Source organism: Streptomyces sp. NPDC052042, from assembly GCF_044548345.1.
GTDB lineage: Bacteria > Actinomycetota > Actinomycetes > Streptomycetales > Streptomycetaceae > Streptomyces.
Map to the genome: position 1 here is coordinate 101,064 of NZ_JBIUBU010000023.1, position 24,993 is coordinate 126,056.

At 71.3% G+C, this 24,993-nt stretch carries 21 protein-coding genes and 1 riboswitch; of the genes, 1 reads left to right on the forward strand and 20 read right to left on the reverse strand.

What is annotated here, in order from left to right:
- Positions 1-99 precede the first annotated feature (99 nt).
- Complete coding sequence (locus ACIHCL_RS29475) at positions 100-945, reverse strand: SGNH/GDSL hydrolase family protein (RefSeq protein WP_399866602.1); 846 nt, start codon at positions 943-945, stop codon at positions 100-102.
- A gap of 190 nt (positions 946-1,135) precedes the next feature.
- Positions 1,136-2,083 carry a peptidoglycan DD-metalloendopeptidase family protein gene (locus ACIHCL_RS29480; protein ID WP_399866604.1) on the reverse strand — a complete coding sequence of 316 codons (948 nt, stop codon included), beginning with the start codon at positions 2,081-2,083 and terminating at the stop codon, positions 1,136-1,138.
- A 5-nt stretch (positions 2,084-2,088) separates the two neighbouring features.
- Positions 2,089-2,243: riboswitch (cyclic di-AMP (ydaO/yuaA leader) on the reverse strand.
- 898 nt (positions 2,244-3,141) lie between these two features.
- On the opposite strand from ACIHCL_RS29480, the gene ACIHCL_RS29485 reads away from it, so the two are divergent.
- The gene (locus ACIHCL_RS29485) at positions 3,142-3,954 is read left to right on the forward strand and encodes a tyrosine-protein phosphatase (RefSeq protein ID WP_399866606.1); all 813 of its coding nucleotides are present in this window, start codon (positions 3,142-3,144) and stop codon (positions 3,952-3,954) included.
- A 26-nt stretch (positions 3,955-3,980) separates the two neighbouring features.
- On the opposite strand, the gene ACIHCL_RS29490 is transcribed toward ACIHCL_RS29485, so the two are convergent.
- The 18 genes from ACIHCL_RS29490 to ACIHCL_RS29575 form a co-directional block, all read right to left on the reverse strand.
- The gene (locus ACIHCL_RS29490; RefSeq protein ID WP_399866607.1) at positions 3,981-4,148 is read right to left on the reverse strand and encodes a DUF6126 family protein; all 168 of its coding nucleotides are present in this window, start codon (positions 4,146-4,148) and stop codon (positions 3,981-3,983) included.
- A 34-nt stretch (positions 4,149-4,182) separates the two neighbouring features.
- Complete coding sequence (locus tag ACIHCL_RS29495; protein ID WP_399866609.1) at positions 4,183-4,791, reverse strand: helix-turn-helix domain-containing protein; 609 nt, start codon at positions 4,789-4,791, stop codon at positions 4,183-4,185.
- Between the two features lie 161 nt (positions 4,792-4,952).
- Positions 4,953-6,347: an aspartate aminotransferase family protein gene (locus ACIHCL_RS29500; protein ID WP_399866610.1), complete on the reverse strand. Its 1,395-nt coding sequence runs from the start codon at positions 6,345-6,347 to the stop codon at positions 4,953-4,955.
- Entirely contained in the window at positions 6,344-8,245 is a 1,902-nt protein-coding gene (gene dxs, locus ACIHCL_RS29505) for a 1-deoxy-D-xylulose-5-phosphate synthase (RefSeq protein WP_399866612.1), read from the reverse strand. Before dxs ends, ACIHCL_RS29500 begins: the two co-directional genes overlap by 4 nt.
- Before the next feature lie 260 nt (positions 8,246-8,505).
- The gene (hpnH, locus tag ACIHCL_RS29510) at positions 8,506-9,525 is read right to left on the reverse strand and encodes an adenosyl-hopene transferase HpnH (protein WP_399866614.1); all 1,020 of its coding nucleotides are present in this window, start codon (positions 9,523-9,525) and stop codon (positions 8,506-8,508) included.
- A 5-nt stretch (positions 9,526-9,530) separates the two neighbouring features.
- Complete coding sequence (locus ACIHCL_RS29515; protein ID WP_399866616.1) at positions 9,531-10,190, reverse strand: 1-hydroxy-2-methyl-2-butenyl 4-diphosphate reductase; 660 nt, start codon at positions 10,188-10,190, stop codon at positions 9,531-9,533.
- Positions 10,190-12,202 carry a squalene--hopene cyclase gene (gene shc, locus ACIHCL_RS29520; RefSeq protein ID WP_399866617.1) on the reverse strand — a complete coding sequence of 671 codons (2,013 nt, stop codon included), beginning with the start codon at positions 12,200-12,202 and terminating at the stop codon, positions 10,190-10,192. Before shc ends, ACIHCL_RS29515 begins: the two co-directional genes overlap by 1 nt.
- 297 nt (positions 12,203-12,499) lie before the next feature.
- Positions 12,500-13,603, reverse strand: coding sequence for a polyprenyl synthetase family protein (locus tag ACIHCL_RS29525; protein ID WP_399866619.1), 1,104 nt, complete (start codon positions 13,601-13,603; stop codon positions 12,500-12,502).
- A complete protein-coding gene (hpnE, locus tag ACIHCL_RS29530) occupies positions 13,600-14,988 on the reverse strand; it encodes a hydroxysqualene dehydroxylase HpnE (RefSeq protein ID WP_399866621.1) in 1,389 nt (462 codons plus the stop codon). Before hpnE ends, ACIHCL_RS29525 begins: the two co-directional genes overlap by 4 nt.
- A 112-nt stretch (positions 14,989-15,100) precedes the next feature.
- Positions 15,101-16,054, reverse strand: a complete 954-nt coding sequence (gene hpnD / locus ACIHCL_RS29535; protein WP_399866622.1) for a presqualene diphosphate synthase HpnD — start codon at positions 16,052-16,054, stop codon at positions 15,101-15,103.
- The gene (hpnC, locus tag ACIHCL_RS29540; RefSeq protein ID WP_399866642.1) at positions 16,051-16,971 is read right to left on the reverse strand and encodes a squalene synthase HpnC; all 921 of its coding nucleotides are present in this window, start codon (positions 16,969-16,971) and stop codon (positions 16,051-16,053) included. Before hpnC ends, hpnD begins: the two co-directional genes overlap by 4 nt.
- Before the next feature lie 449 nt (positions 16,972-17,420).
- A complete protein-coding gene (locus tag ACIHCL_RS29545; protein WP_399866625.1) occupies positions 17,421-18,206 on the reverse strand; it encodes an ABC transporter ATP-binding protein in 786 nt (261 codons plus the stop codon).
- Positions 18,199-19,128, reverse strand: a complete 930-nt coding sequence (locus tag ACIHCL_RS29550; RefSeq protein WP_399866626.1) for an ABC transporter permease — start codon at positions 19,126-19,128, stop codon at positions 18,199-18,201. The genes ACIHCL_RS29545 and ACIHCL_RS29550 overlap by 8 nt, the downstream gene beginning before the upstream one ends.
- A gap of 120 nt (positions 19,129-19,248) precedes the next feature.
- Complete coding sequence (locus ACIHCL_RS29555; protein ID WP_399866644.1) at positions 19,249-20,121, reverse strand: glycosyltransferase family 2 protein; 873 nt, start codon at positions 20,119-20,121, stop codon at positions 19,249-19,251.
- Between the two features lie 8 nt (positions 20,122-20,129).
- The gene (locus ACIHCL_RS29560) at positions 20,130-20,909 is read right to left on the reverse strand and encodes a CDP-alcohol phosphatidyltransferase family protein (RefSeq protein WP_399866627.1); all 780 of its coding nucleotides are present in this window, start codon (positions 20,907-20,909) and stop codon (positions 20,130-20,132) included.
- On the reverse strand, positions 20,887-21,948 hold the full coding sequence (locus ACIHCL_RS29565; protein WP_399866630.1) for an iron-containing alcohol dehydrogenase family protein: 1,062 nt from the start codon (positions 21,946-21,948) through the stop codon (positions 20,887-20,889). The genes ACIHCL_RS29560 and ACIHCL_RS29565 overlap by 23 nt, the downstream gene beginning before the upstream one ends.
- On the reverse strand, positions 21,936-22,673 hold the full coding sequence (locus ACIHCL_RS29570; RefSeq protein WP_399866632.1) for a sugar phosphate nucleotidyltransferase: 738 nt from the start codon (positions 22,671-22,673) through the stop codon (positions 21,936-21,938). Before ACIHCL_RS29570 ends, ACIHCL_RS29565 begins: the two co-directional genes overlap by 13 nt.
- Entirely contained in the window at positions 22,670-24,352 is a 1,683-nt protein-coding gene (locus ACIHCL_RS29575) for a DUF5941 domain-containing protein (RefSeq protein WP_399866645.1), read from the reverse strand. Before ACIHCL_RS29575 ends, ACIHCL_RS29570 begins: the two co-directional genes overlap by 4 nt.
- Positions 24,353-24,993: the final 641 nt, after the last annotated feature.

Genomic DNA, 24,993 nt, shown 5'->3' on the forward strand with positions numbered 1-24,993 from the left:
GACCGCCCCGACACGGCGCACGAGGGGCGGCCGGACGGGGACGTGCGACGACGGAGCCCGTCCCTCCCCTGACGGGCGCCGCCGCTGCGGGAACGGTCCTCAGAGCGGCAGGAGATCCGGCCGCTTCGCCACGACGTGGTCGCCCGAGGACTCACCGCGCAGCCGTCGGCCGATCCAGGGCACCAGGTGCTCGCGCGCCCAGTGGATGTCGTCGCGACGGACTTCGAGCGTGCCGCGCGGGGCCTGCGCGGGCCACGGCTGGTCGGGGTCGGCCGGCACGTCGATCCCGAGGACCTGGGCGGCGCGCAGCGCGACCCTGGTGTGCCCCTCGGGCGACAGGTGGAGCCGGTCGTCGTCCCAGGCCCGCCGGTCCTGGACGGACCTCAGCGACCACAGGTCGAGGACGGGGCAGCCGTAGCGGTCGGCGATGGCCCGCACATGGGCGGAGTACGTGGCGACCTTGCCGCGCAGGTGCCGCAGCACGGGAACGCCCCGGGTGTCGAATCCGGTGGTGATCATGACGGTGCCGACCGCTTCGGTCAGTTCGGCGACCGCGCGCTCGAAACGCTCGGCCACGTCGTCCGGGTCGGTGCCGGGCCTGATGATGTCGTTGCCGCCGGCACAGAAGCTCACCAGGTCGGGGGCCAGTTCCTTGGCGCGGGGGACCTGTTCCTCGACGATCTGGTCGAGGAGGCGTCCGCGTACGGCGAGATTGGCGTACCGGAAGTCCGCGTGCGTGGGGCCGTCGGCGTTCGTCCGCTCGCCGGGGTCCGGAAGCCGGTCCGCGAGAAGCACCGCGAAACGGTCCGCCCAGCCGATGTAGGTACCGTCCGGTCCGGGGTCGCCGACACCTTCGGTGAAGCTGTCGCCGATCGCCGCGTACGACCCGATGAGGCCCTTCCGATTGATGACGCCACGTTGGAATTTTCTCGAATCGTCTGCCACAAGCGTCTATCCTGCACCGTCGAATGTGACCTACGCGACCGTAATAAGGGGTTGACGGATGGTGAGATAGACCACCCGGTCAGGACTCCGAGGGGGGAATAGGCGCCACGAGGGGGTGGCGCGTCGTCGTGACGCGCCACCCCCTCGTCGGGACCGGATCGGGCCTCTGCCGTCCGTCGGAGCGTTCGGCTCAGACGTAGATGCCGTGCGCGGCGAGGTAGGCGACCGGGTCGATGTCGGAACCGTACGCCGGGCCGGTGCGGACCTCGAAGTGCAGGTGCGGTCCGGTGGAGTTGCCGGTGGAACCGGAGAGGCCGATCTGCTGGCCTGCGCCCACGGACTGGCCCGCCGAAACGGAGATCGAGGACAGGTGCCCGTACTGCGAGTAGCGGCCGTCGGCGTGCTTGACGACGACCTGGTTGCCGTACGCACCGCCCCAGCCGGCGGTGACGACGGTGCCGGAGGCGATGGACTTCACGCTGGTGCCGGTGAAGACGGGGAAGTCGATGCCGCTGTGGCTGCCGCTGGACCAGTTGGATCCGGAGGCCCGGTATCCGGTGGTGTGGTTGCCGGGAACCGGGTGGACATAACCGGAGCCGGTGCTCGCGGCGGCCGGGGCGGAGGTCTTCGCCTTCGTGGCCGCCTGCGGCTGCGCCGGCGCGGGCTTGGCCGGAGCGGGCTTGGCCGGAGCGGACTTCTGGACCGTCGACGGCACCGAGAGCACCTTCGACGGAAGGGCGGAGCCCGCGCCCGCACCGGCGGACGCGGCGTGGCCGGACGCCTGGGAGCCGAGCGTCAGCTCGGTGCCCGGGCGGATCAGGTCCGGGTCGGCACCGATGGCCTCGCGGTTGTCCTGGTAGAGCTTCTGCCAGCCGCCCTCGATCCCGTGCTCGGCGGCGATCTTCGACAGATAGTCGCCGGGGACGACGGAGTACGTCGTGGCGGCGGCCGGCTCCTGCGCGGCCCGCTGGACCGGGACGGTGTGCGCGGCGGAGGCCGGGGCGGTCTGCGGCGCGGCGTGGGCGCCGGTGGCGCCGAGCAGCGGCAGGGCGATGATGGCGCCACCGGCGCTCACGGCGGCGACGCCGCGGGCGATCACGCTGGACTTGGTACGGCGGTGCTTACCCGGGATGGGCATGATGCGCTTCCTCTCCGGCGCCTACGAGGTGAGCTGTCGGGTTCGGGCTGGAGATGCCCGGCCGCGGCGAGCGCGACTTCACCCCGAGCCGACCGGATTTCACCGGTCGGCGGCCTACCTGGTTCCCCCGCTCCTGCCACGCGTCGAGTGGATGCGATATCCGGGCGGCGGCAGGATTAGGCGGTCCGTCCGGATTTGACGGTGACCGTAAGCGAGCCGGACGGCGAGAACAAGCCACTGACTCCCGGAAGGAATCCGGGACCGGGAATTCAGAACCGAATTCCCGTCACACTCCGTGGATCCGGGATCCTGAATTCCTGCGCCGCGCAAGGAATGCCCGAACGGCCGATCGGCACGCACGGTCACGGATATGATTCCGCTCACGAGCGGTGATCAGCCTGGGAAACCAAAACGGATATACATCAATAAATAGCCTCAATACGGACATCGAGTGGGCACCATGCGCGTCGGAGCCCCGGCCTCCCGCACCCGCGACGATGTGACAGAAATCCCGCCGCCCATGTCCCGGCAGGCACGAAGATCGGCAATTCCGGTGATCCAGAAGATAATCCCGGACACCCCCATGCACTGACCGCGCATCAGTTGACAATGGAATCCGGCCGCAGCACCTCGGGAAATCGCGCCCCCTCGCGAGCCGGCTCGATAAATGATCAGAAGTGCGCGTGACAAGAGATCAAAACCGCTTCGGCCATTTCCCGTCCTTCCGGCGGGGGCCACGTACCGAAGGGCTGTCCCATGCCCTTCATCGGTCAGCGGGCTTCAGGCCGCGTGGAAGCCCCCGGACGCAGCAGGAGCGAGAAGGGTTCGAGCCCGGCCCCGAGGCCGGTCCGGGGCCCGGGCTCCGCCAGGGTCACCCGGACCGCCCGCCGTCCGCCACGGGCCGTTGACCACGACCGACTTCCCTCGGGGACGGGCGGATCGACACGGGTATCGACAGCGGGGCGGACGAGATGATTGCCTGAGGAACCGATGTCGTATCGTCGCGGAAGTGGCCTTGTCGGCGACTCCCGCCGACGGCCGGACGCCCAGGAGTCAGTGTGACGCAGCAGTTGCCGCAGATCCCGTCGACGGAACCCGAGCTGACGGGTGTCCGCAACTTCCGTGACGTGGGCGGACTGCCCACCGCGGACGGCAGGCGGGTGCGGTACGGAACACTCTTCCGCAGTGGTCATCTCGCGCACGCCACCCCCGAGGACGCCGCCTTCCTCACCGACCTGGGGCTGCATACGATCTTCGACTTCCGCAACGCGGCCGACCTTCGGCTCGACGGCCACGACGTGGAGCTGCCGGGCGTACGGAACCTCAACATCCCGCTCTCAGACCCGGCGGACGGCGCGGGGTTCTGGCGGATGGTCCGCGAAGGCGACCTGGAGCAGCTGCGCTCGCTCCTGGCCGATGGGAAGGGGGCGAACCGGATGATCGCCTCGTACCGCGAGATCGTCCTGGAGCGCACCGCGGAGCACAGCCGGGTGCTGCACGCGCTGGCCGAGGACAGTGTTCCGGCGCTGATGCACTGCGCGGCGGGCAAGGACCGGGCCGGTCTGTCGATGGCCGTGTCCCTGCTCGCGGTCGGTGTCGAGCGCGACGCCATCGAGGCCGACTACCTGAAGTCCGATCAGGCGCACCGCCGCTACCGGATCCGCCGCAGCGACACCTCTGCGGACGGCATGTCGGCCGAGGTGCTGGAACTGCTCAATCCGCTCTTCGGCGCCCACCGCGACTACCTCGCCGCGGCGTTCGCCTCCATCGAGGAGACCTGGGGCGACACCGAGCGCTATCTGGCGGAGGGCCTGCGGCTGTCCCCGGAAACCCGTGAGCGGCTGCGCGACCGGCTGATCGAGACGGTCTGACAGCAGCCGCCCGGCGGTCGCGGTGGTCAGCCTTTGGCGGCCACCGCGAAGAGGATGTAGAGGAAGGCCGCGACGACGTGTCCGGCGATGAGGTAGGCGATCAGCCGGATCACGACGCCGCGCGGGAACTTCCGTTCCTGGGCTTCGTACTTCTTGCTCGACCCCAGCGGGTCGAAGTTCTCTGAATCGGACATGGTGGTCCTCTCTGGGGACCGGCCGGGGCCGGTCTCAGCGGCGGTGGATACCGTCGCCGAGGCACAGCTCGGCGGCGGGGCTCTGCAGGAGGGTGTGGACGAACAGGAGTTCGGCACCACCACGGTCGATGGCCGTGAGGCGGTGCGGGGTGAGCGAGTCGTAGTGCGCGCTGTCTCCGGGGCCGAGGTCGTGCACGGTGTCGCCGAGCGTGACCCGCAGATGGCCGGCGAGCACGTGCAGCCACTCCTCACCGGGGTGGACGCGCACCAGGTCGCCCTGCGCGCCGTGCGGGACCCGGACGCGGAGTGCCTGCATCGCCCGGCCGGGGCTGCCGGCCGGCTGGTACTGCCAGCCGTCGGCCGCGGCACCCTCGAACACGCCGCCGCGGATGATCGCTTCCCGTTCCGGAGGCCGCTCGCCGAGCAGCTCGGAGACCGTCGTACCGTAGATCCTGGCAAGACCGAGCAGCATCGGCAGCGAGGGCTGCCGCCGCCCCGTTTCCAGCCGGGAGAGATGGGCGGGCGACAGCCCGGCCCGCTGGGCGGCGGCCTCCAGGGTGAGACCGCGGCCACGGCGCAGGTCGCGCAGGCGTGGCGCGACCTCGGGCAGCTCGTCGGCCGCCGCTCCGTCCGGAGTGTTCATGTACCCATTGGGCCAAAAACTTTCCCCTCAGGCAAATCGCTTACCTCAGAGGCAAAAAATGTCCCAGTGCTTCCGCCCCGGCATCGTATGAGGAGGGCCGGGCGGGACGAGCCGCGCCCGGCCCTGACCGGACAGGGTCACGCGGGGCCGCCCGGCCCGGGTCAGCGGTGGGCGACGGCCTGCTTCACCAGGGTCCTGCCGAAGTCCCACATCAGCCCGCTGTTGTGCGCCTCATCCATGACGGCCGTGAACGCCGTGACGAACCGGTCGACCTCGGGTTCCCCGATCACCAGGGGCGGAATCAGCTTGATCACTTCCATGTGGTCGCCCGAGACCTGGGTGAGGATGCGGTGCTTCCTGAGCAGGGGCACCACGACCATCTGCGCGAAGAGGCCCTTGCGGGCCGTCTGGAGCATCGTCCAGCGGCTGCGCAGCTTCAGCGACGACGGCCGGCCGAACTCGATGCCGATCATCAGCCCGCGCCCGCGCACCTCGTGCAGCAGCTCGTAGCGGTCGATCAGCGCGGCCAGCCGTTCCCGCAGCAGATCCCCGGTGCGACGGGCACCCGCGACGATGTCCTCCTCCTCCATCACGGCGAGGACCGCGAGCCCGGCGGCCATCGCCTGGGCGTTGGATCCGAAGCTCGCGGAGTGCACCAGGACCCGGTCCATCGAGGAGTAGACCTTCTTGAAGATCCAGTCCCTGCCGAGAGTCGCCCCGACCGGCACATAGCCGCCGGACAGCGCCTTGGCGACACAGACCAGATCGGGCTCGACGCCCTCCTCGTGCTGGTACGCGTAGAAGTCCCCGGTCCTGCCGAGCCCCGTCTGCACCTCGTCGGCGATGAGCAGCGCCCGGTGCCGGCGCAGCAGTTCCTGGGCGGCCCGCAGATAGCCGGGCGGCGCGGCGTGCACCCCCTTGCCCTGGATCGGCTCGACGACCAGCGCGGCGACGTCGCCGCGCCTCAGTTCGCGGCTCAGCGCGTCGAGATCGCCGAGCGGGAGGGCCGTGTCCGGCAGCAGCGGCGCGAAGCCGTCCCGGAAACCGCTCTCACCGTTGACCGACAGCGAGCCCGTGGTCAGCCCGTGGAAGGCGTGCGCGCAGTAGAGGACCCTGGGCCTGCCGGTGGCGTACCGGGCGAACTTCAGAGCGGTCTCCACGGCCTCCGTGCCGCTGTTGCCGAAGAAGACCCGGTCCAGGTGCGGGCTGTGCGCGAGCAGCCGCTCGGCCAGCAGTCCGGGCAGCGGCTGGCAGTCGAAGCGGGTGAGGTCGGCGAGCGAGGCGTCGAGGACATCGTGCAGCGCCTTGCGCACGACGGGGTGGTGGCGGCCGAGGCCCATCACGCCGAACCCGGCGAGCATGTCGAGGTAGTCGTTGCCGTCCGCGTCCCAGAAGTACGCGCCCTCGGCCCGTTCGTAGACCCGGTCGAAACCGATGGTGCGCAGCATGCGGGGCAGTTGGTGGTTGAGGTGCCGGGAGTGCAGTTCGTAGCGCTCGGCGCCACGCTCGGCGAGGAGCCGGGCCAGATCGAAGCCCTTGGTCTCGTCGTCCTTCATCCCGTGCCCTCCTCGGTGCGCCCGGCCGCTCCCCCCGCGACCAGTACGGCGCTGATCCGTCCGGCGATCTCGACCGGCGTGAGTCCGATGTCCGCCAGCACCTCGGCGCGTTTGCCGTGCGCGAGGAACTGCTCGGGGATGCCGAACGTCCGCAACGGCACGTCGGCACCGGCGTCCCGCAGAGCCTGCCCGACCGCCCAACCCACCCCCCCGGACAGGCTGTTGTCCTCGACGACGGCGACCAGGCGGTGCCGTTCGGCGAGCGGCGCGAGGTGCGCGTCGACGGGTTTGACCCAGCGCGGGTCGACGACGGTGCAGCGGATGCCGCGCTCGGCCAGCAGATCGGCGGCGCCCAGGCAGACCCGGGCGAGCGCGCCGACGGCCACGAGCAACACATCGGGGTCGTCCGTCCGGTGCAGCACGTCCATGCCGCCGATCCGGCCGACGGCCGGGATCCGCTCGCCGACCGAATCCTTGGGGAACCGGATCACGGTGGGCGCGTCGTCGACGTCGACGGCCTCGCGGAGCTGCGCGCGCAGTTCGTCGGCGTCGCGCGGGGCGGCGATCCGCAGCCCGGGGACCACCTGGAGCACGGACATGTCCCACATGCCGTTGTGCGACGGCCCGTCGGGACCGGTGACGCCCGCCCGGTCGAGGACGAACGTCACCGCGCACCGGTGCAGGGCCACGTCCATCAGCACCTGGTCGAAGGCCCGGTTGAGGAAGGTGGCGTAGACGGCGACGACCGGGTGCAGCCCGCCGGTGGCGAGGCCCGCCGCGCAGACCGCGGCGTGCTGCTCGGCGATCCCCACGTCCCAGACCCGGTCGGGGAACGCCTCCGCGAACTTCGTCAGCCCGACGGGGTGCAGCATCGCCGCGGTGAGGGCCACGACGTCCGGCCGTCGCGCCCCGATCGCGGCGATCTCGTCGCCGAACACCGACGTCCAGGACGGTGCCTCGGCCGGGACGAGCGGCGCGCAGGTCAGGGGGTCCATGGCCCCGACGGCGTGGAAGCGGTCGTCCTCGTCGCGCAGCGCGGGCGGGTAGCCGCGGCCCTTCTCGGTGATGCAGTGCACCAGCACCGGTCCGTGGAAGCGCTTCGCCCGGTGCAGGGCGGATTCGACGGCACCGATGTCGTGGCCGTCGACGGGCCCGAGGTACTTGAGCCCGAGGTCCTCGAACATGCCCTGCGGGGCGAACGCGTCCTTGAAGCCCTTCTTGGCGCCGTGCAGCGACTCGTACAGCGGCTGTCCGATGACCGGCGTCTGCTGAAGCACCTCCTTGCCCCAGGCGAGGAAGCGTTCGTAGCCGTCGGTGGTGCGCAGCGTCGCGAGGTGGTCGGCGAGGCCGCCGATGGTCGGGGCGTAGGAGCGCTCGTTGTCGTTGACGACGATGACGAGCGGGCGGTCCTTGGCGGCGGCGATGTTGTTGAGCGCCTCCCAGGCCATGCCGCCGGTGAGCGCCCCGTCCCCGATGACGGCCACGACGTGGTCGTCCCGGCCGAGGATCTCGTCGGCCTTGGCCAGGCCGTCGGCCCAGCCGAGCACGGTGGAGGCGTGCGAGTTCTCGATGACGTCGTGCACGGACTCCTCACGGGACGGGTAGCCGGACAGCCCGCCCTTGCCGCGGAGTTTGGAGAAGTCCTGGCGCCCGGTGAGCAGTTTGTGCACATAGCTCTGGTGTCCGGTGTCCCACAGGACGCGGTCCGCGGGTGAGTCGAAGACCCGGTGCAGGGCAATGGTGAGCTCCACCACACCCAGGTTCGGCCCCAGATGACCGCCGGTCCTCGCCACCGACCGGATGAGGAACTCCCTGATTTCCCCGGCGAGTTCACGGAGTTGCGCCTCGCTCAGCGCCTTGAGGTCGTGCGGTCCCCGGATGTTCTCCAAAATCGCCACGCCCGGGCCCCCTCTCTGATTGCGTTCGGCTCACACTGACGGCGGGAACCCCTGGCGGTGTCCCCGCCCATTGCCTGCCCGGTCCGCCGCCGGCCGTGCTCGCGCCCGGCGTCACGCGCCGGGGTCGCCGGCCGGGCGGGCGACCCCCGTGCACCGCGTCCGGGCCGCCCCGGACGCGCCGCGCGGGGCGGCGGGTCGGGAGCGGCCGGGCCGGTCGGTGCGGGAGGCCCGGGTGCGACCGGTGTTCGGCGATCGGGGCGTCACCCGTTCCCGGAGACGGTCTCGCGCATGGCGCGCAGGGACTCCTTCAGCGATCCCATGGTGGCGAGGACGGCGGTGGGCTCGTAGCCGCAGTGCGCCATGCAGTTGCCGCACCGCGGGTCCTTGCCGCGACCGTACTTGTCCCAGTCGGTCTTCTCGATGAGTTCGCGGTACGTGGGGACGTAGCCGTCGCTCATCAGGTAGCACGGCCGCTGCCAGCCGAACAGCGAGTAGTTGGGGATCGCCCACGCGGTGCACGGGAAGTCCGCCTTGCCCTCCAGGAAGTCCAGGAAGAGCGGTGAGTGGTTGAGCCGCCAGCGTGACCGGTTGCCGCCCGCGAACGACTTCTTGAACAGATCGCGGGTCTGCTCGACCCCGAGGAAGTGCTCCTGGTCGGGCGCCTTCTCGTAGGCGTAGGCGGGCGAGATCATCATCTCGTCGACCCTGAGGTCGTCGTTGAGGTAGTTGAGGACCTCGATGACGGTCTGCGGGGTGTCGGTGTTGAAGAAGGTGGAGTTCGTGGTGACCCGGAAACCGCGCCGCTTGGCCTCCTTGATCGCCGCCACCGCCTCGTCGAAGACGCCTTCCTTGGCGACCGACTTGTCATGGCGCTCGCGCAGCCCGTCGATGTGCACGGCGAAGGCGAAGTACGGGGAGGGCGAGAACTTGTCGATCTTCTTCCGCAACAGCATGGCGTTGGTGCAGAGGAACACGTACTTCTTGCGTGCCACCAACTGCCGGACGATCTCGTCGATCTGCGGATGCATCAGCGGCTCGCCGCCCGCGATGGAGACCATCGGAGCCCCCGATTCGAGCACGGCGCCCACGGCCTGGGCGACCGGCATGCGCTGCTTGAGCACTCCCGCCGGATGCTGGATCTTCCCGCAGCCCTCGCACGCGAGGTTGCAGGCGAACAGGGGCTCCAGTTCCACGATGAGCGGGAACTTGTCCCGCTTGCGGAGCTTCTGTTCCATGAGATACGTCGCAACCCTGATGGACTGACGAAGCGGCATGGCCATCTGGCTCACCTCCTGGGGAGCAACAAAGATCGGTGCCATTCGTAAAAAGCAGGTAGGACGGCACAGAGAACACGGAAAGCAGATATTCCACCGTGTATTGTGCCAATTCGGACGAGCTCATGCTCAGGGGCGTCGACGACCACCCGTACGGCCGCAACGGGACGCGGCCCGGACCGCAGCGCGGCACCGAGGGTGGCGGCGGACTCCATGTCCACCGCGATCGCTCCGGTGGCCCGCAGCTCGGCCCGCTCGTGCCCGCGTACGACATGGGCGGAACAGGTCAGCGGGCCGGTGTGGACGGTGCGCCCGGGCACCGCCCGGACGAGGGCCTCGGCGAGCAGCCCGGTACCGGTGCAGGCGGTCGGGGCGCCCGCGCCTCGGGTCTCGTCGGCGACGACCAGGTCCCCCGGGTGCATGCCGGGCGCCAGCCCGGCGCAGAACCCGGAGGCCAGGACGGCCGTGCCGGGAGGCCGTCCTCCGCCGAGCGCCCTGGTCACGGCCGCGTCGGCGGCTCGTGGGCCCATGCCCGTGCGGAGAACGGACACCGGCCCCGGCGCGCCGCCGGCCCGCCCCCTGCCGCTGCGCAGCGCGAGCCGCTCGATGCCGAGCGCGCAGGCGATCAGCAGCGGCACCGGCGGGCCGGGCGGCCGGGGCCCGTCACCCATCAGGCCCCCTTGCGGCCGACCGCACGATCGGCCGCGCGGTCGGCGAACGGTTCGCCGTGCACGTACCGCCCGAGCGCGGTGAGCGGGAAGACCTGGCGGTAGAGGTGGTAGTTGATGGAGAAGTCCCACGGGAACCCGGTGCCGGTGAAGTACGGCTCCTCCCAGGAGCCGTCGGCCCGCTGGGCCCCGGTCAGCCAGGAGACCCCACGCCGTACGGCCTCGGTGTCCCGCCGTCCCGCCGCGAGCAGGGCGAGCAGGGCCCACGCGGTCTGCGAGGCGGTGGAGGCGCCGTGGCCGATCCACTTCTCCTCGCGGTACGAGCGCAGGTCCTCGCCCCAGCCGCCGTCGTCGTTCTGCACGGACTCCAGCCAGGAGACGGCCCGGCGGATCGCCGGGTGCGCGGCGGGCAGACCGGCGGCGACCAGTGCGGGCACCACCGACCCCGTGCCGTACACGTAGTTGACGCCCCAACGGCCGAACCAGCCGCCGTTCTCCTCCTGTTGGGCGAGCAGCCACTGGACGCCGCGCCGGGCGGCGGGCTCGGCGGCCCGGCCCTCGACGGCCAGCATCTCCACCACGTGTCCGGTGACATCGGCCGACGGCGGGTCGACGACCTCCCCGAAGTCGCAGAAGGGCAGCCGGTTCGGGAACGGACTGGTGTTGTCCGCGTCGAACGCGCCCCACGCCCCGTTACGGGACTGCATGCCGATGTTCCAACGCACACCGCGCGCGATGGCGTCCTCGACCCGCGAGGGGTCGGGATGGCGCACCCGGCGGAGCGCCAGAATCACCTCCGCGGTGTCGTCGATGTCCGGGTAGTTGTCGTTGTGGAACTCGAACGCCCAGCCGCCCGGGGCGAGTCGGGGACGTCGTACGGTCCAGTCGCCGGGCCGGCCGATCTGCTCGCCCAGCATCCAGTCCGTGGCCTTCACGAGCGCCGGGTGGTCGGGGCGCACCCCGGCATCGGCCAGCGCGATGGTGGCGAGGCAGGTGTCCCAGACCGGCGACTGACACGCCTCGATCATCCGGGCGCCGTCCTCGCGCCAGACGGCGAACCGGTCGAGGGAGGCCAGTCCGGCCCGCATCACGGGGTGGTCCAGGTCGTAACCGAGCAGGTGCAGGGCGATGACGGAGTAGACGGCAGGTGGCTGGATACCGCCCCAGCAACCGTCGTTCTCCTGGCGTTCGACGATCCAGCGCGCCGCGTTGTTCATGGCGGCCCGGCGCAGCTTGCGCGGTGCAATCCGGTGGTACAGGCGCAGCGCCTTGTCCAGGCGTTGGAAGACGCCGTCCCAGCTGGCCGCGGGAGCGAGGCGGCGGGACGGGTTCGGGTCGCGCGGGTCGGCGTGGAGTTCGTCGAGCGGGAAGGGCGCGGGGCGCACCGGCCGCTTCGCCGAGACGATGGTGAGCGGCACGATGGTCTGGCGGGCCCAGCAGCCGAACTCGTAGATGTTGAGCGGAACCCACGCGGGGAGGAACATCAGCTCGGGCGGGAGCTGCGGCAGATCCTCCCACTTCCACCAGCCGAAGAGGGCGAGCCAGATGCGGGTGAAGACGCGGCTCTGCGCGATGCCGCCCTGTTCCCTGATCCAGCGTGCGGCGCGGGCCATGTGCGGGTCGTCCGGCCGGTCCCCGGCCAGCCGCAGGGCCACGTACGCCTCGATGGTGGCGGAGAGATCCCCGGGGCCGTCGTGGAAGGTGGCCCATGTGCCGTCGCCCAGTTGCTCCCCGCGGATGAAGCGGGCAGCCGCCGTGACGACGGACTGGTCCTGGATGCCCAGGAACTGACGGAGTAACAGGTCCTCGGCGTCCATGGTGACGTTGGTGGCGAGGTCGCCCTTCCACCAACCCTGCTCGTCCTGCCTGCCGAGGAGGTGATCCACCGCGCGGTCCGCGGCGCGCCGCGCGGATTCGAGCACGTCGTCCGCGGCGAGGTTCGTATCGGTCGGAATACTGGTCGTGGCCGCGCGGGGGTTGACGGCCCCGGCGCTTCCGTCGGTCGTCGCTGTCATGGCTTCCCCTTCGTGCAGTCTTGTCCTCTGCTGTGCTGGGGTCTCCGTCGGGCGGCGCCCCCGGGGGGGGCGCCCCGGCCCCCCCCCCCCCCCGGGGCCCGTGGGGGTCCAAACATTGGGACCGCGCCGTACTCCCCCCCCGCCCGGGGGGGCGCCCGCCCCCGGGGCTCCGGTGGGGCGGCTGGGTCTGGGCTGCCCATGCGGCATGTGTGGGCCTCGGGGGGGGGGGGGGCGCGGGGGGCGGGCCCCCGGGGGGGCGCGGCCCGGCGACTGCGAGTCATATGGAGCAGATGGCGATCATCTCTTTCGTACGACGACGAAGTCCGCGAGCGCCGTGAGCTGCGCCCGCACGGTTTCCGGCATGTCGACGCGGTGCAGTGCCTCGATGGCGACCGCATGCTGTCGACGCGCCTCCTGGGCGGTCCATTCACGGCCGCCCGCCTCCTCGATGAGTGCCGCACGGGCGGCGAACTCCTCTTCGGAGAAGCTGTCGAAATCGCTGCTCTTGGCGTCGGCGGCGAGCAGCTCGCCCAGCTGCCGTGAGGCCGGTCCGCCCTCGGCGAGCGCGGCGACGACCGGGAGCGACTTCTTGCGCTGCCGCAGGTCGCTCCAGGTCTGCTTACCGGTGGACTCGGGGTCGCCCCAGATGCCGAGCAGGTCGTCGACGGCCTGGAAGGCGAGGCCGAGGTGGTAGCCGTACGCCTCCAGGATGTCGGCGGTGCGGTCGTCGGCCCCGCCGAGGACCGCACCGATGGAGCAGGCGCAGGCGAGCAGGGCGCCCGTCTTGTTGCCCTCCATCTCCAGGCACTCCTCGACGGTGACCCGTTCGCGGTGCTCGTAGGCGATGTCCTGGGCCTGTCCGTCGATGAGCTTGCGGGTGGCGACGGTCAGGCGGCGGGTCGCGCGGCCCGCCTCGGAGGTGCCGAGTTCCAGCAGGACCTCGTTGGCGAGCGCGAACAGCGCGTCGCCGACCAGGATCGCCTGGGCGGGGCCGTGCACCTTCCAGACCGTGTCGCGGTGGCGGCGCTGTTCGTCGCCGTCCATCAGGTCGTCGTGCAGCAGCGAGAAGTTGTGCACGAGTTCGACGGCCACGGCGCCGGGCACGCCCGCGTCGGGGGCGGCGCCCGCGGCCTGTGAGGACAGCAGGGCGAGCGCCGGGCGGACGGCCTTGCCGCCGTCGCCGGCGGAGGGCTGCCCCTGGGCGTCGATCCAACCGAAGTGGTAGGCGGCGACAGTGTCCATGGGCGGTGCGAGCCGGTTCACAGCGGCCCGGAGCACCGGCATGTAAAGGGCCCGTCCGCGCTCCAGAAGCGCGGTGACGTCCGTGGTGTCGGCCACGGTGTCGAAAGCCGGATTCACCGGGGTCACTGACTCTCCTCTTGTTCCGGTGGTACTGCTCATGCCGCCTCCTGCAGCGGATGTTCATGGGAGCGGCCCAGCGCCCTCAGCGCAACGTCCGCGGCGCTGAACCCGCTGCGGACGGCGCCCTCCATCGTCGCGGGCCAGCCGGTCGCCGTCCACGCACCCGCCAGGCCGAGGCCGGGGGCCCGGGTGCGGGCTGCGGGCCGCAGTCGGCCGACGCCGGGGGCGGGGGCGAAGGTCGCCGCGCGTTCCCGGGTGACGAAGAAGTCCCTGATCCCGGCCGTGCGCGCGGCCGGGAGCAGCCGCTCCAGCTCGGGCAGGTAGCGTCTGCGCAGTTCGGCGACGGGAAGGTCGATCTCCTCGCCCGCGGCGGACTGGGACACCGCCAGGTACTGTCCGGGGCCGGTGAGCCCGGACGCCTCCGTCCGGTCGAAGACCCACTGCACCGGGGAGCCGAGCGCGGAGAAGAACGGGCGGCGCAGCACCTTGCGGTCGTAGACGACGTGCACGTTCAGGATCGGAGAGGTACCGATGTCGAGCAGCCGGTCCGGCGCGTCGATCGCCCCCGGGGGCAGCAGGCCGTGGGCCTCGCGCTGCGGGACGGCGAGGACGACGGCTTCCGCCTCGATCCGTTCGCCGTCCGTGACGACACACCAGCCTCCCTGCTCCGTACGGGTGAGGGAGGTCGCCTTGGCACGCAGTTCGACGCGGACGCCGACGGCGTCGAGGGCCGCGCGGGCCAGTGTGTCGTGGATCTCTCCGAGCGGCACTCCCGCCCAGCCGATGTCGGCGGCGCCGGGCTCGGACAGGAGCCCGGTCTTGAAGACCTTCGCGGCGAGGGCCAGGGAGGCGTTCGGGGCGGTGGCGTTGAGCGTGGCGACGCCGACCAGGTCCCACAGGGCCTCGACGGTGCGCGGCGACTGGCCGTGCCGGGCGAGCCAGCTGCCGAAGTCGACGGTGTCGAGGGCGGGGTCGTCCGGGTCCAGCCGGCCCAGCGCGAGCGCGGCGCGTCCGACGCTCGCGCGTTCGGCGAGCGAGAGGTGCGGATAGCCGACGAGTCCTGCCGCGAGGTGGAAGGGCACCGGCAGGTCGTTGCGGCGGAGCCGTCCCAGCCGGGGCCCGGAGGGCCGACCGACGTCGAGTACGGGCACGTCCAAACGGTTCTGCAGGGGGGCGAGGCCCGTTGCGTCGACGCGGTCGAGAAACCAGCGGTAGGCGGTGCAGCAGCGCAGGTAGACATGGTGTCCGTTGTCGACCGTCAATGCGCCGCGCCGGAAGGAGAAGGCCAGCCCGCCGAGCCGGGGGCGGCCTTCGAGCAGGGTCACGTCGAGTCCGGCGTCGGCCAGTCGCAGAGCGGCGGTGATGCCGGCGAGTCCGCCGCCGATCACCACCGCACGGGAGGAACGCAGGGCGTCGTCCGTCATGCGTCCTCCTTTCGTCGGGTCGCTTCGGTCAGGGACGCGTCGGTACGGCCGAGGGTTGAGTGTGGACGCCTGCCCGTGATGCACATGGTGCGCGAGATATCCGTGCGCCGCATCAGACGCGCCTCCTGACCGTGCGTCGGGAGACGTGCCGCGTGTCGAGTCCGGAGAGCCCGCGCACCGCGACGTACGCCTTCTCATGACCGGGCAGCGACACCCGGCCGCGCAGCACCGCTCCGGGGTCGCGTTCGATGCGGTCGAGCAGCCGTCGGTAGATGCCCGCCATGGCCGCGACGCAGGCGCCGCTGCGCCGGTCCAGCATCGGCAGCAGCCGGTAGCCCTCGGCGAACAGGGTGCGGGCCCGGCGCACCTCGAAGTGGACCAGCCCCGCGAAGTCGGCGCCGGACGGCGGGGTGGCCCGGTGGAAGCCCGCCGAGCAGCCGAACTTGGCGAGGTCGTCGGCGGGGAGGTAGGTGCGTCCGTTGCCGGCGTCCTCGCGGACGTCGCGCAGGATGTTCGTGAGCTGGAGCGCGAGCCCGAGCGTGTCCGCGTACTCGGCGGCCCGCTCGGCGCCGGGGGCGCCCCGCTGCGTACCGAAGATACCCAGACTGAGGCGGCCGATGGCGCCCGCCACGCACCGGCAGTACACCTTGAGGTCGTCCCAGGTCTCGTACGTCGCGCCGCGCACGTCCATCAGCACCCCGTCGATGAGCTCGTCGAGCCCGCCGAGCGGGAGCGGGAACCTCCGCGCGGCGTCGGCGAGCGCGACGGCCACCGGATCGGTGTCGTCCTCGTCGACCCCGCCGTCGCGGATCCGGTCCAGGACCTCTCGGGTGTCCTCCAGTCGCTCCCGTTTGGTCTCCGGAGCCAGATCGCCGTCCCCGATGTCGTCGACACGACGGGAGAAGGCGTACAGCGCCGACATGGCCTGGCGCTTCTCGGCCGGCAGCAGTCTGATGCCGTACGCGAAGTTACGCGCCTGTTGTCCGGTGACCGCCTCGCAGTACCTGTATGCGGCCTGTACCGGAGCGGACATGGACGTCGTCTGGGCCTCCACGGTCCGGCTCACCCCTCTCCACGCGCTCTTCGCAAGACGGCTCCCACTTCGCGCAGCAGGCCGGGCCTGGTGGGCCTGGGAGGTCCGGGCAGGACATCGAACCCGGCGGCCGCCACCGCGGCGAGGGCCGCGTTCCCGCCTCCCACGAATCCGGCGAGAAGCAGCCTGAGCCTGCCGTGGACGCTGCCCACCAGGGGGATGCCCTCGTTCAGCAGTTCCCGGGCGCGTTCCGCCTCGTACGCGATCAGCGATCGTACCGACGCACCCGCCGAGGGCACGGCGAGGTCGGACTCGCGGACGTGGAAGTCGGCCATGTCGTCGACGGGCAGGTAGATCCGGTCGCGCCCGAGGTCCTCGGCGACGTCCTGGAGGTGCTCGACGATCTGCAGGGCCGTGCAGACGGCGTCGGAGCGGCGGATCCGTTCGGGGCTGGCCGTGCCGGTGATCTGCAGGACCATGCGCCCCACGGGGTTGGCGGAGAGTTCGCAGTAGGCGGCCAGTTCGGCGTACGTCCCGTAGCGGCGGACCTTCTGGTCCTGACGGTTCGCCTCGATGAGCCCGAGGAAGGGTTCGGGGGTGAGCGCGCGGCGCCGCACGGTGGGGCGCAGCGCGCGCAGCAGGGGATGGCGCGGGCCGTCGCCGACGGTGGCGAAGACGCGGCGCAGGTCGGCCTCGAGGGCGTCGAGCAGGGCGAGCCGGTCGTCGGCCTGTTCGGGGTCGAGGCCGAGATGGCGGGCGTCCGCGCCACCGGGGGCGAGGTCCCCGTCGCCGATGTCGTCGACGAGCCGGGCGTAGCCGTAGGCGGCCATCAGGTCGTCCCGCCAGGCGCGCGGCAGGAAGAACGGGGCCACGGGGAAGTTCTCGTCCGCGGCCTTGTCGAGGGTGCTGGGCACGGCCGCCGCGGGGCGGGCCTGCCGGGTCGGGGTCACCACGGGCCGCCCGGCACTGGGACGGCGTGAACACCTCGGAGCTGGAGATCTTCCGTCATTGCCGTCACATCTCCCGTTCTACACTGCTGACCCAAAACATCCCATTCCGGACACGCCGCCCGCTCTGCCGAGTGCGGGGCACGCCTGCGGGCCGTAGACCCAGGCGGTATCGCCCTACTTGCCACGAATCAGCACCGGTACAGCTTACGTTGTACGAGCTCATCGGCACGGACGGGGTGTCGCGCACTGCCGGACAACACATTCCACTCCGCCAACCTTCCCCGCACGCAAAGACTTTGACGTCATCCGACGGGAGGAGATCTTGTCCGGCGCATACCGCCGGACGTGCAGAGCGCCCCGGCGGGTCCACGATCCGGACACCGCGCGGCCTCCGCCGGAGGTTCCGGCGGAGGCCGCGTCGGGGTTTCTCGGAACCGGGGACGGGCGGACTACTTCCCGGTCTCGCGCTCGTACGCCTTGAGTACCTCGTCCGTCGGACCGTCCATCAGCAGTTCGCCCTTCTCCAGCCACAGCACCCGGTCGCAGGTGTCCCGGATGGACTTGTTGCTGTGGCTGACCAGGAAGACCGTGCCCGCCTCCTCACGAAGCTCCCTGATGCGCTTCTCGGAACGGATCTGGAACTTGCGGTCGCCGGTCGCCAGCGCCTCGTCGATCATGAGGACGTCGTGGTCCTTCGCGGCGGCGATGGAGAACCGCAGGCGGGCCGCCATGCCGGAGGAGTACGTCCGCATCGGCAGCGTGATGAAGTCGCCCTTCTCGTTGATGCCGGAGAAGTCGACGATCCCCTGGTAGCGCTCGCGGATCTCCTCGCGCGACATACCCATGGCCAGGCCGCCGAGCACCACGTTGCGCTCGCCGGTCAGATCGCTCATCAGCGCCGCGTTCACACCCAGCAGCGACGGCTGGCCGTCCGTGTACACCTTGCCGCTCTCGGTCGGCAGGAGTCCGGCGATGGCCCGCAGCAGGGTCGACTTGCCGGAACCGTTGGTCCCGATCAGGCCGATCGCCTCGCCGCGGTACGCGGTGAAGGTGACACCGCGTACCGCGTGCACCTTCCGCACCCCGCGGCCCTCGCCCTTGTCGCGGCGCAGTATCCGGCTCAGTGCCGCGGTGGCGCTGCCCCTGCCGCCTCCGCCGCCGTTGACCCGGTACACGATGTGCACGTCGTCGGCGATGACGGTGGGGACGCGCCCCGAAGTCTTGTCCTCAGCCACGGCCGTACCGTTCCTCCGCCTTCCAGAAGTACACGAAGCCCACGACGCCGACCACGAGCGCCCAGGCGAGCGCCACCGGCCAGACATGCGCCGGGAGGTTCTCGGCGCCGTAGCCCTTGATCAGAGCGAAACGCACCAGGTCCATGTAGACGGCGGCCGGGTTGTACTGGAGCACGTTGGCGATCCAGGCCGGCTTCTTCGCGAGCATCACCGGGATGGAGAACATGACGCCCGACGCGTACATCCAGGTGCGCATGACGAACGGCATCAGCTGGGCGAGGTCGGGGGTCTTGCTGCCGAGCCTGGCCATGATCAGCGCGAGTCCGGTGTTGAAGACGAACTGCAGGGCCAGCGCCGGCACGATCAGCAGCCAGGACAGCCCCGGGTAGCTGCCGAAGGCGACGGCCACGATCACGAGCACGATCATCGAGTACAGCAGCTGCTGGAGCTGCTGGAGCGAGAACGAGACGGGGAGCGAGGCGCGCGGGAAGTGCAGGGCCCGTACCAGCCCCAGGTTGCCGGAGATCGACCGTACCCCGGCCATCACCGAGTTCTGGGTGAAGGTGAAGACGAAGACGCCGGTCACCAGGAACGGGATGAAGACCTCCTGGGTCATCCCCCTCCTGGTCCCCAGGATCAGCCCGAAGATCAGGTAGTAGACCAGGGCGTTGAGCAGCGGTGTGGCCACCTGCCACAGCTGGCCCAGCTTCGCCTGGCTGTACTGGGCGGTCAGCTTCGCCCGGGAGAACGCCACGATGAAGTGGCGCCTCCCCCAGAGCCGACGGATGTATTCGACGAGCCCTGGCCGGGCGCCGCTCACCGCCAGGCCGTACTTGGCGGCCAGCTCGGCCGGGCTCAGGCCCTCGTCGGCGGACGGTGCGGCGCCCACGGCGACCGCACCATCATGGGTTGTGTCACTCACCAGAATGAAACTCTCGTATTCAACATGCGCGGCCGATCGCGGGCGCGGCTCGGAGCGGACAGGTCCCGTGGAGATGGAGGTGCAGAGAAGACGCCCCCCATGCTCTCAGAGAGGAGCCTCTCAGATCACGGGAGGTCGGCCGAGCCTGGTCAGCCGCCACACCGTGCGCCATTTCATCGGGCGGCGCGTGCCGCAGGGCGTGGACCAGCCCTCCTTGAAGCCACCGAACCACGCCTTCAGGGCCGGGACGGACGGCTTGCGCACCAGGGTCAGCAGCAGCCACACCCCGAGGTAGACGGGGACCAGGAGCACGGGCAGATTGCGGCGGGCCAGCCAGACCCGGTTGCGGGCCACCATCCGGTGGTACACCGCGTGCCGCGAGGGGGCAGTGGTCGGGTGGTGGAGGACCATGTCCGCGCGGTAGTCGATCGACCAGCCGGCGTCCAGCGCGCGCCAGGCGAGGTCGGTCTCCTCGTGCGCGTAGAAGAACTGCCCGGGCAGCGGACCGACCTCGGTGAAGACCTTGGTGCGCACGGCGTTGGCGCCGCCGAGGAAGGTCGTCACCCGCGAGGAGCGCACCGGGTCGGAGGCGCGCAGCCGCGGCACGTGGCGGCGCTGGGTGACCCCGGTGTCCGGGTCGGCGATGCGGAAGCTGACGATGCCCAGCCGGGGATCGGCCTCGAACGCCCGTCGGCACAGCTCGGCGGTGTCGGTGCGCGGCAGCAGCCCGTCGTCGTCGAGGAAGAGGAGCGCGTCCACATCGGCGCCGGACGGGCCGAACGCCTCGATCCCCACGTTGCGGCCGCCGGGGATGCCCAGGTTCTCGGGCAGCTCCACGGTGCGCACGCCCGCGGGAACGTCGGGCACGGGGGCGCCGTTGCCGACGACCACCACCTCGATCCGGTCGCCTTCCTGCGCGGCGACCGAGTCCAGGAGGGCCCGCAGTTCCTCGGGGCGGTTGCCCATCGTGATGATGACCGCGCCCAGCTTCATGGGTGTGCTCACTTCAACCTGCTCGACGCGAGGATCGACACCAGGTGCAGAAGGGTCTGCAGCAGTGCGATCCCGGCCAGTACGGCGACCATCAGACGGCTGGCGAACAGGTCGTCCCTGATCACGTCGACGACCGCGGCCGCCAGGACGACCAGGGACGCCTCGACGCCGAGGATCAGCCGGTGGAACTTGAGCGCGGCGGCCGCCCGGCGGGCGAGCGCCATGCCGGACGAGCGCGGCTCGGAGGCGGCCTCCTCGACCGGCGGCAGCCCGCCCTGGTGGCGTGCGACGCCGACGAGGTCGGTCTCGGCCTTGATCAGGATGGCGCCCAGGGCCGCGAGGGTGCCCAGGAAGGCCCACAGCCAGTCGATCCGTCCGCTGCCCCACAGGTCGGCGGCCCGCAGGCCGAAGCCGACCAGGACGGCCGCGTCGCAGAGGTATGCGCCGACCCGGTCCAGGTAGACCCCGCCCAGCGAGAACTGCTTCTTCCAGCGGGCCACCTCGCCGTCGACGCAGTCGAGCAGCAGGTAGAGCTGGACCATGAGCACACCGAGCAGCGCCCCGGGGATGCCGGGGACGAGCAGGGCGGGTGCGGAGAGGACGCCCGCGACGGTCATCACGTAGGTCAGCTGGTTGGGCGTGACCCGGGTGTTCACCAGATGCCGGTCCACGCGCAGGGAGATCTCGCGCATGTAGAGCCGACCTGCCCAGTGCTCACCGCTGCGCCGGTCCTTCACGCCCGGGGGGTGCACGACCGGGCGGAGTTCAGCTATCGATGGCTTTTGCATAGTCGGCGTACGCGTCCCTGATCTGGTCGGTGGACAGGTTGAGGTGTTCGAGGATGGTGAAGCGCCCCGGACGGGTCTGCGGGGCGTACTCGACGGCCCGGACGAACTCGTCGACGGTGAAGCCGATCTCCTCGGGCCGGACAGGCAGTCCGTGACGGCGCAGGACGCCCGCCATGTGCCGCGCCTCCTGGCGGGCGCCGCGCAGGTGCATGGCGAAGCAGGCGCCGAGGCCGACCTGCTCGCCGTGGCTGGCCGCACGCTTGGGGTACAGCAGGTCGAAGGCGTGGTTGATCTCGTGGCAGGCGCCCGAGGCGGGCCGGGAGTCGCCCGCCACCGACATGGAGATGCCCGTGAGCACGAGCCCCTCGGCCAGCACCTTCAGAAAGGCGTCGTCGCCGATCCCGCCGGGGTGGCGCAGCACGGCCTCGCCGGCCTGCCGGGCGATGGCGGCGGCCAGGCCGTCGATCTCGTCGCCCCTGACCTCGTGGGCGAGCTCCCAGTCGGCCACGCAGGAGACGTTGGAGACCGCGTCACCGATGCCGGAGCGCACGAAACGGGCCGGTGCCTCACGGACGATGTCGAGGTCGATGACGACGGCGATCGGGTTGGGGACCCCGTAGGAGCCCCGTCCGTTGTCGTTGTCCAGGGTCGCGACCGGCGAGCAGAGCCCGTCGTGGGCGAGGTTCGTCGCCACCGCGACCAGGGGCAGCCCCACGCGCGCGGCGGCGTACTTCGCCACGTCGATGATCTTGCCGCCGCCGAGTCCGACCACGGCGTCGTACCGGTTGCCCTTGATGTCGTCGGCGAGCTTGACCGCCGAGTCGAGGGTGCCGTCGACGACCGGGTACCAGTGGGCGCCGGGCAGTGCGGGCGCCAGCCGCTCGCGCAGTACCCGTCCCGACCCGCCGCTGATCGCGACGGCGAGCTTGCCGGAGGTGGAGATCCGCTGGTCGGCGAGGAGGCCGGCCAGATCGTCCAGGGCGCCGCGGCTGATGTCGACGACGACCGGGGACGGAATGAGCCGGGTCAGTACTGGCACGCGATCTCACGACCCTTCGCGAGGTCGTCGTGGTTGTCGATCTCGACCCACGCCACCTCGCCGATGGGGGCCACGTCGACGGTGAAGCCGCGGTTGACGAGTTCCTGATAGCCGTCCTCGTAGTAGAGGTCCGGGTCGCGCTCGAAGGTCGTCTTCAGAGCGTCGGCGAGGTCGGCGGCGGCCTCCGGCTCGATGAGGGTGACGCCGATGTACTCGCCGGTCGCGGTGGCCGGGTCCATCAGCTTGGTGATGCTCCGCACGCCCCGGCCGTCCTCGGTGACGACCTTCATCTCCTCATCGGCGAGGCGCTTCACCGTGTCGAGCGCCAGGATGATCCTCTGTCCGTCGCCGCGGGCGGCCAGCAGGGTCTTCTCGACGGAGACCGGGTGGACGGTGTCGCCGTTGGCCAGAATGACGCCGCGGGCCAGGACGTCGCGCGCGCACCACAGGGAGTAGGCGTTGTTCCACTCCTCGGCCTTGTCGTTGTCGATCAGAGTGAGGCTGAGGCCGTACGTCGCCTCCAGTTCGGCCTTGCGGGCGTAGACGGCCTCCTTGCGGTAGCCGACGACGATCGCCGCCTCGGTGAGGCCGATCTCCGCGAAGTTCGCCAGGGTGAGGTCCAGGACCGTCTTCTCGCCGTCCACAGGCACGAGGGCCTTCGGGAGCGTGTCGGTGTGGGGGCGCAGTCGCCGTCCGGCACCGGCTGCCAGTACGAGGCCGATCATGCGGGTTCTCCTTCGTCGTGAACGGCGGGTGCTCCGGAGGACACCCAGAAGCGGATGGACTCCACGAGCACCACCAGCGCCACGGCCGCGGCGAACACGGTGAGTGCCGTGGTGAACGCTGAATGCCGGGTCAGTACGGTGGCGAGTACGGCCACCACCAGGGTGCGGCCCTCGTGTCCGCCGATCGCGCGTACCAGCCAACGAGGCGGCGCGCCGGTGCCTCCGCGAATGCGGTAGACCGTGTCGTAGTGATGGTAGGCGACGGCCGAGACCAGCCCGAACGCCGCCGGAAGGGCTCCGGGGACGCCGCTGCGGGCGGCGAGGATCAGAATCGTGCCGTACTCGGCCGCCCTGAATATCGGGGGCACGAGCCAGTCCAGGGCGCCCTTGAGGGGACGGGAGACGGCCTGCGCGGAGAAGATCGCGTAGACCGCCGCGGCGAGGATGGTGTGCCAGCTGCCGAACGGCTGCGAGAGCGCGGAGGCGATCATGAGCGCCCCGCCGAGCAGGGCCGTGGCGGCGGGGGGCCAGCTGCCGCCGAGCCGGGAACCGAACGCCGCGAAGGCCTGGGCGAGCGGGCCGGAGTCGGCGAGGTCGGCCAGGGCCCCGGCGGCCCGGTCGGTGCGCTCGGCCTTGCGGGTCAGCGAGCGCAGCAACCGGCCCGCGGTGGTGTAGCAGGCGGCGAAGGAGCAGCCGACGAGCAGGGCGTAGAAGACGATCCGGGGCGTGGTCACGGCGGTGAGCACCGCGATCATCGCCCAGCGCTCCCCGATCGGCAGCACGATCATCCGGCGCAGCCAGACCGTCCAGCCGACGCTGTCGAGCTTGGTGGAGAGGGCCGCCGTGGGGCTCGAATTGGCCACCGCGTCGTGATTGGCCTCGTTGAACGAGAAGTCGACGACGTGCCGACAGGTCTGGAGCACCATGGCGCCGAGCGCCAGGGCCCAGACGTCGTCCCCGCCCCGGGCGGCGCCGAGTGCGAGGCCCGCGTAGTACGCGTATTCCTTGGCCCGGTCGAAGGTGGCGTCCAGCCAGGCACCCAGCGTCGAGTACTGGAGCGAGTAGCGGGCGAGCTGCCCGTCGGTGCAGTCCAGGACGAAGGAGAGGAGCAGCAGCACACCGGCGGCGACGAAGCCCGTGCGGGTGCCGGTGGCCGCGCTGCCGGCCGCGATCAGCGCGGTCACCAGGGAGGCGGTGGTCACCTGGTTCGGGGTGAGTCCGCGCCGCGCGCACCAGCGGGCGATGTAGCGCGAGTACGGGCTGATGAAGAACGTGGTGAAGAAGCCGTCGCGGGACTTCACTGCGCTGCGCAGCCGCACCGCCTCGTCGTCGACGGCGGCGACGGCGCTCTCCGCCTCGGCGCGCGCGGACGCGTCGACCGGCACGGAGGCGACCAGCGAGCCCAGCTCGGGACGCTGTACGGGGATGTCTCCGGCGTCCAGGGCGTCGGCGAGGCGGCCCGGCAGGGTGTGGCCGGGGGCCGCGGGCCCGAAGGCTCCCGGCCCGGCGGCTATGCCCGCGCCGGCGGGCGCGGCGACGGTGTCCAGGGCGCGGACGAGCGCGGGGCGGGCCTCCGGCTGGGCGGTGAGCGCTCCGGGCACGGCGGCGGCGGGGAAACGCGGGTCGGTCAGCCCGAGCCGGAGGGCGTGGACGTGGCCGACGAACCGGGGGTCGACCAGTGCGACGCGGCGGTCCGCGGGGACGGCCGCCAGGAGCCGTGCGACCTCGGCCGCGTCGACGGCGGCCCGGACGTCGAAGCCCAGTGACCTCAGATCGTCCGCGAGCGAGGATCCGGGGAGCGGAGCACCGGTGAGGATGGCGGTCGACAGACGAACTCACTCCTTGGTGCTGACGGGGTCGGCGCGGCATCGCGGCCCGGAAACGGGCCGACGGCACGTCGGCAGAGGCTATCGGATGAACGGAAGTGGGAGTTCACCGGCCGTTCGCGCTCCGTTGGGGACAGACCGGCATCATGCGGTTCCGCCCGCGATCATCATCGTCGATCCCCGCCGCGCCTGACAAAACGCGGTGGCACGGATCCGGGCCTTCCCACCCGGATCGGAACGGAACGCTCCCGGCGGGACGGAACGCCCGGCCAGGGCAGTCCCGGGACCCGTCCGTCACGGCCCCGGGCGCACGGTCCGTCGCGCCGGGGATGACGGGGCAGGCCCCTTAGCCTTGATCCACCGACCGGCCTGTTGTGGATATCGCCCGAGGAAACGAGGAAGTGCCTTGTGACCTGCGGTGATGGGAGTTCTTCAGGCTTCCAGCACGCTGGATCGGCAAGGCACTTCCGAGATGCAGGTTTCCCACCCCCCTG

What these genes read in the sequence shown, in the direction of transcription:
- ACIHCL_RS29480 (WP_399866604.1), bottom strand. Translation starts at nt 2,083, where the DNA reads ATGCCCATCCCGGGTAAGCACCGCCGTACCAAGTCCAGCGTGATCGCC.
- ACIHCL_RS29490 (WP_399866607.1), bottom strand. Translation starts at nt 4,148, where the DNA reads ATGTCCGATTCAGAGAACTTCGACCCGCTGGGGTCGAGCAAGAAGTAC.
- ACIHCL_RS29495 (WP_399866609.1), bottom strand. Translation starts at nt 4,791, where the DNA reads ATGAACACTCCGGACGGAGCGGCGGCCGACGAGCTGCCCGAGGTCGCG.
- ACIHCL_RS29500 (WP_399866610.1), bottom strand. Translation starts at nt 6,347, where the DNA reads ATGAAGGACGACGAGACCAAGGGCTTCGATCTGGCCCGGCTCCTCGCC.
- hpnH (WP_399866614.1), bottom strand. Translation starts at nt 9,525, where the DNA reads ATGGCCATGCCGCTTCGTCAGTCCATCAGGGTTGCGACGTATCTCATG.
- ACIHCL_RS29515 (WP_399866616.1), bottom strand. Translation starts at nt 10,190, where the DNA reads ATGGGTGACGGGCCCCGGCCGCCCGGCCCGCCGGTGCCGCTGCTGATC.
- shc (WP_399866617.1), bottom strand. Translation starts at nt 12,202, where the DNA reads ATGACAGCGACGACCGACGGAAGCGCCGGGGCCGTCAACCCCCGCGCG.
- ACIHCL_RS29525 (WP_399866619.1), bottom strand. Translation starts at nt 13,603, where the DNA reads ATGAGCAGTACCACCGGAACAAGAGGAGAGTCAGTGACCCCGGTGAAT.
- hpnE (WP_399866621.1), bottom strand. Translation starts at nt 14,988, where the DNA reads ATGACGGACGACGCCCTGCGTTCCTCCCGTGCGGTGGTGATCGGCGGC.
- ACIHCL_RS29555 (WP_399866644.1), bottom strand. Translation starts at nt 20,121, where the DNA reads ATGAAGCTGGGCGCGGTCATCATCACGATGGGCAACCGCCCCGAGGAA.
- ACIHCL_RS29560 (WP_399866627.1), bottom strand. Translation starts at nt 20,909, where the DNA reads ATGCAAAAGCCATCGATAGCTGAACTCCGCCCGGTCGTGCACCCCCCG.
- ACIHCL_RS29570 (WP_399866632.1), bottom strand. Translation starts at nt 22,673, where the DNA reads ATGATCGGCCTCGTACTGGCAGCCGGTGCCGGACGGCGACTGCGCCCC.